3 protein-coding genes are annotated in these 5,824 nt (G+C 68.4%); all 3 read right to left on the bottom strand.

All coding sequences use genetic code 11. The features are described from left to right. Positions 1-554 precede the first annotated feature (554 nt). From D9R02_RS11050 to D9R02_RS11060, 3 genes are read right to left on the bottom strand one after another with little or no spacing between them, the layout of a single operon-like run. Positions 555-2,279 carry an AMP-binding protein gene (locus tag D9R02_RS11050; protein ID WP_019310759.1) on the bottom strand — a complete coding sequence of 575 codons (1,725 nt, stop codon included), beginning with the start codon at positions 2,277-2,279 and terminating at the stop codon, positions 555-557. A 42-nt stretch (positions 2,280-2,321) separates the two neighbouring features. Continuing rightward, a complete protein-coding gene (locus D9R02_RS11055) occupies positions 2,322-3,581 on the bottom strand; it encodes an acyl-CoA dehydrogenase family protein (RefSeq protein WP_121566916.1) in 1,260 nt (419 codons plus the stop codon). Between the two features lie 28 nt (positions 3,582-3,609). Next, on the bottom strand, positions 3,610-5,709 hold the full coding sequence (locus D9R02_RS11060) for a 3-hydroxyacyl-CoA dehydrogenase NAD-binding domain-containing protein (protein WP_121566917.1): 2,100 nt from the start codon (positions 5,707-5,709) through the stop codon (positions 3,610-3,612). Positions 5,710-5,824: the final 115 nt, after the last annotated feature.

A 5,824-nucleotide genomic window follows, 5' to 3' on the forward strand; every position in this document is an offset into this window, starting at 1 on the left:
AGCGTTCGTCCTGAGCCAGGATCAAACTCTCCGTCAAAAAATTCAACAGAAACCACCCACCACGCGAAACGCGGTACGGTGGGATCCCAGCTGACACCCAACACCCCCAGGAAACGGGAAAACACCTAAAAAGATGCTGGGCCTCAACCAAAAATATAAAACTTCTGGTATCAACAAACTAGACACACTATTGAGTTGACAAACAACACACCACATCTAAACCCTGATCCAGGGCTTTGGATTGGAAGTTTGCGTTGCCGTGATTCGGAAGCTCTCGTGCTGTCCTGTTGGCAACTCGACTAGCTTATCCGTTCCTCATCCGGTCCGCAACTCGACGTTCTCATGCGGTTGGTTCCTGTGGAGGAAGGGGGCTGGTCGACCGTCCAGGCCAGCTCTCGGCTGTCCGTCCTTGCGGCGACTCGGAATACATTACACACGGCCGCTGACCTGTGCAAAACGGCGTTTGCCCTGCCCAGTGGGGCTCCCTCGCTGGGGCGCAACCTCCCCCGCCGGCGCGTGGTCCCGTGCCAGCGGCACTGGGGCCGCCAAGTTCGTCAGTTGCGCAGCAAGTTCTTGCGTACCTTGCCCGTGGCCGTGCGGGGCAGCTCGTCGCTGAAGGTCACGGTGTCCGGCACTTTGAATCCGCTGAGCTGCGAGCGCACGTGCTCACGCAGCTCGTCCTCCGTGACCTGGGAGCCGCCTGCCCGCACCACGTGGGCCACAGGTCGTTCCCCCCACTTCTCGTGGGCCACCCCCACCACGGCCACGTCCAGAACGTCCGGGTGGGAGTAGAGCGCCTGCTCCACCTCGATCGAGGAGATGTTCTCGCCTCCGGAGATGATCACGTCCTTCGCGCGATCCGTGAGCTGGATGTACCCGTTCGGGTGCATCACCCCGAGGTCCCCGGTGTGGAACCAGCCGCCCCGGAACGCCTCGCGTGTGGTCTCTGGATCCCTGTAGTAGCCGATCATCACGTTGTTGCCCCGGAGCACGACCTCCCCGAGCGTCTCCCCGTCTGCGGGGACGTCCTGCATGTCGGGATCCACGATCCGAGCAGATTCCGCCTGGATCATGGCAACTCCCTGCCGGGACATCTGCCGCGCCCGGTCTGACGCGGACAGGGACCGCCACTGCTCCTGGGGCTCGCAGATGGTGATGGGGCCGAACACCTCGGTGAGCCCGTACACGTGGACCACCTCGAAACCGGCGGTCTCCAGGCGCTCGATGATGCTCGGCGCGGGCGGGGCTCCCGCCGTGGTGATGCGGATGGGATGTTCCAGGGGGTGCGCCTGTTCCGCATCCACGATCACCGAGCACACCGCCGGGGCGCCGCACAGGTGGGTGATGCCCTCCTGGTCGAATGCCTGCCAGATGGCGTCCGGGCGCACCGCTCGCAGACACACGTGCGTACCGCCGGCGGCCGTCACGGCCCACGTGGTGCACCACCCGTTGCAGTGGAACATGGGCAGGGTCCACAGGTACCGGGTCTCGCCCGTGAAGCCGTTGTGGAACACCTCACCCAGACTGTTCAGGTACGCCCCCCGGTGGGAGTACAGCACTCCCTTGGGCCTGCCCGTGGTGCCCGAGGTGTAGTTCAGGGTGATGGGCGTGTTCTCGTCCGCCACGGCCCAGCGCACTGCCCCGCCGGCGGTGCCCTCGGTCTGGGGCGGAGCCGATGGCGTGCCGTCCAGGAACTCCTCGAGCGTGGGCACGCCCGCTCCCACCCCGTCCCGCACGGCCGGCAGGCCCGCCTGGTCGTCGGGAATCTGCACCAGTGCGACCCCGGGACGGTTCGCGAGCGCCTCGGCCACGGTCTCCAGCGCTGAGACGTCCGCGAGGACCACGCGGGCCCCGCAGTGCTCGAGGATGTAGTTCAGTTCCCGAGCGCTCAACCGCGGGTTGAGCGGCACCAGCACGGCCCCGGCCGCGGGCACCGCGTAGTGCGCCATGAGCGCGGCAGGCACATTGGGGGCCACCATGGCCACGGTGGGCCAGTCCCGCTCCAGAAGATCCACCCCCTGGAACTCCTCGCTGGTCGACGACGCCGCTCGGGACGTTCCCTCCGCCGGGTCCTCCTCCCGGCGGTACCCCTCGGGTCCGGGGGATTGCGCCCCGGCCACCAGAGGCAGCAGCGCCGTGGCGAAGCGGTGCACGTCCCGTTGGAACTCCCGGTAGGTCCACTCCCGGGACCCGTGCACGACCGCACGGCGATCAGGGAAGACCTCCGCGCTGCGCTCCAGGAAGCGCAGGGGAGTCATGGGCTCGGTGTTGGCGAACATGGTGCTCCTAAGGAGTCGGCGGTCGGGGCACACCCCGCCGGGTCACTTGTAGGCGGAGATCCCCGTGACGGACTTGCCGATGATGAGCGCCTGGACCGTCTCGGTGCCCTCGTACGTGTGGATGGCCTCGATGTCCGCGAAGTGCCGTGCCACACGGTTCTCCATGAGGATGCCGTTGCCGCCCAGCAGGTCCCGGGCGTTCAAGGCCACCTGGCGCGCGGTGCGCGTGGCGGTGTACTTGGCCAGCGAGGCCTGCGGACCGCTGAGCGTCCCGGCCTCCTCCTTGCGGGCCATGGCCATCACGAGGGTCTGGATCTGGGTGAGCTCGCTGAGCATGCGGGTGAGCCGTTCCTGCACGATCTGCGATGCGGCCAGCGGGCGCCCGAACTGGTGGCGCTGCTTGGCGTAGTGCACCGCGGTCTCGTAGCACGCCTGGGCGTGGCCCACCGCGGCCCAGGCCACCCCGATGCGGGTGGCGAACAGCACAGCGGAGGTGTCCCGGAAGCTCTTGGCGTGCGGCAGGACGTTCTCCGTGGGCACGAAGACGTTCTCGAGCGTGATCTCAGCCTGGTGGATGGCCCGCAGGGCCAGCTTGGCCTTCATGGTGGTGCCCGTGTAGCCCTCCGACTCCTGGGGGACCACGAACCCGTGGACGGCGCCGTCCTCGTCGCTGCGTGCCCACACCACGGTGATCCCGCCCATGGATCCGTTGCCGATCCACTTCTTGGCGCCGTTGAGGATGTATCCGCCCTCCACCGGGGTGGCCTTGCTCTCGAGCCCGATGGAGTCGGAGCCGTGGGCCGGCTCGGTCAGCGCGAACGCACCGAGGAGCTTGCCAGTGGCCATGTCCGGCAGCCAGCGCTGCTTCTGCTCGTCGCTGCCGCACAGGGCGATCGAGCGCATGGCCAGCCCGCCCTGGACACCGGACACCGTGGAGATGGAGCCGTCACCGCGCGAGAGCTCCATGGCCACCAGGCCGGCGGCCATCTTGGACATGGGGGGCATGCCGGGCACGTCCACGCCGTCGCGGAGCAGGTCGAGCTCGCCCATGCGGCGCACGAGGTCGAGGTTGTACTCGCCGCGGTCCCAGTACTCGGCGATGACGGGCAGGACGTCCTCCTGCACAAAGGTCCTGGCCCGCAGCTGGTGCGCGCGGTCCTCCTCCGTGATGCCCTCGAAGATCCCGGCCTCGTCCGTGGCCAGGGGCTCGTTCAGGTCGTAGTGCGGCTCCAGGGTGCCCGTGGGGAAGTCCTCCGGGTGGCTGATGGTGATGCCAGTGGTCTCCGTGCTGTCCTTGCTCATGGTGACTCCTCAGTCCTTCTGGAAAGTGCTACTGCTGGGCGGCGTCGAACCGGGCGCCCCGGACACGCTCGGCGGCGCCGCAGCGGTCCAGGTACGGGGTGATGCCACCCAGGTGGAACGGGTAGTTGGCCCCCAGGATCATGCAGAGGTCGATGTCCCGGGCGGTGGCGACAACGCCCTCGTCCAACATGTGGCCGATCTCGTCCGCGAGGGCATCCTGCACGCGCGTGAGCAGCTCGCCGTCCGCGCCGTCACCGGACTGTGCGGCGACGCCGCTGTCCCGGCGGGTGCGCTCGAGGGCCTCGTTCGCACCCTCGGAGAGGTAGGTCTCGGACGTCTCGCCGCGCGTCGGCAGGGTGTTCTTGAGGCCGGCGTCCGCCACGGCGTTGAGCCACGGGGAGAGGGTGAACCGGTCCGGGTAGGCGTCGTTCATGGTGTGGGTGATGTGCACCAGCACCGCGGGACCCACGAAGTCCAGCAGCTGCAGCGGGGTCATGGGCAGACCCATGGGATCCAGGGCGTGGTCCACGGCCTGCGGGTCTCCCCCGGCATCCATGGCGCGGCCGATCTCGTCGAACATGCGGGTGAGCACGCGGTTGACCACGAAGCTCGGGGCGTCCTCCACCCGCACCGCGATCCGTCGCAGCTTGGCGGCGAGGTCGAACGCGGTGGCCAGGGTGGAGTCGTCGGTCTTCTCGCCCGCAACGATCTCGAGCAGCGGGGTGACCTCCACCGGATTGAACACGTGAAAGCCCACGAGCCGCTCGGGGTGCTGGAGGTCCCGGCCCATGGCCGTGATGGACAGCGAGGAGGTGTTCGTGGCGAGGATCGCGTCCTCCTTGATGACGGGCTCCCACTGCGCGAAGACCTGGCGCTTGACGTCCAGCTCCTCGAAGACCGCCTCGATGACGAAGTCCGCGTCCGCGAGGTCCTCCGGGCTCCGGGCGCCCGTGATGAGCGCGCCGAGCTGCTCGGCCTGCTCCTCCGTCATGCGACCCTTCTTGGCCTGGGCCGTGAACCGGTCCCGGGTGCGCTGCACACCGGCGGCCAGCCGCTCGTCGTCCAGGTCCGTCATGACCACCGGAATGCGGGCACCCTGCGCGATGAGGGACGCCAGCTGACCCGCCATGAGACCCGCGCCGATCACGGCTGCCTTCTTGATCTCCCGCACGGGAGCGTCCGGGACGTTGGCGGCCTGCTTGCTGCGGGCGCTCACGAGCTCGAACGCGTAGAGAGAGGCACGCGCGGGCTCCGACTGCACGATGGTCTTGAACGCCTCGACCGCGGCCTCCGCGTTCTCCAGGCGGGAGTCGGTGCGGGCGCGGCCCACGAGCTCGATGGCGGCCACGGGGCCGGGAGCGGCGCCGTGCCAGGCCTGCTCCGCCTTGGCGGCCGCCTTCTGCACCGCGGCGTCCCAGGTCTGGGCGTCCTCCGTGGTGCGGCGGGGCTCGTGCTTGCCCTCGAGGACCTCGACCACCCAGTTCTGCCAGGACGTGTCCCACTGCTCCGAGCCGGGAGCGCCCTCGAGCACGGCGTCCACGAGCCCGATCTCCGCGGCCTTGGCCGGGTTGAGGTTCTTGCCGCGCATGGAGTCGGTCACGATGATGTTCAGCGCGGCCTCCGCTCCCACGAGGTGGGGCAGGAGGTGGACACCGCCCCAGCCCGGGAAGAAGCCCAGGTGGCACTCCGGCAGACCCATGGGGGCCTTGCCGGAGGTGGAGAGACGGTAGTCGGTGTGCAGCGCGAGCTCCAAGCCGCCACCCAGGGCCACTCCCGTGATGAGGGAGAACGTGGGCACGTCCATCTCCGCGAGCACCCCGAAGGCGTCGTGGCCGGAGCCGACGTACTCGTCCGAGGTGCCGCTCAGCTGCGCCGCACGGATCTCCTTGAGGTTGGCACCGGCCCCGAAGGACTTCTGGTTGCCCGTGACGACCACGGCCTCCACCTGCGTGGTGTCGATCGCGGAGAGCTCCCGCTGCAGATCGCGCATGGCCTGGGAGCCCCAGATCACGAGACCGTTGGGGTCCGTGGAGTCCAGGCTGACCAGGGCGATGGGCTTCTCACGTCCCGGCAGCACCGGGGTGGTCACGGCGATGGTCACGGTGGACGGGAAGGACTGTTCGCTCACGCGGGGCTCCTGTGTCAGGTCGAGGGGTGGTGTGCACCACAGTGTTTGAGTGTCAGTGTGCCCTGAGACGCAGTCTCACGTCAAGACATTTCGTGCCACTCGCACCCACCCCGAC

This window comes from Kocuria rhizophila (genome assembly GCF_003667225.1).
Lineage (GTDB): Bacteria > Actinomycetota > Actinomycetes > Actinomycetales > Micrococcaceae > Kocuria > Kocuria rhizophila.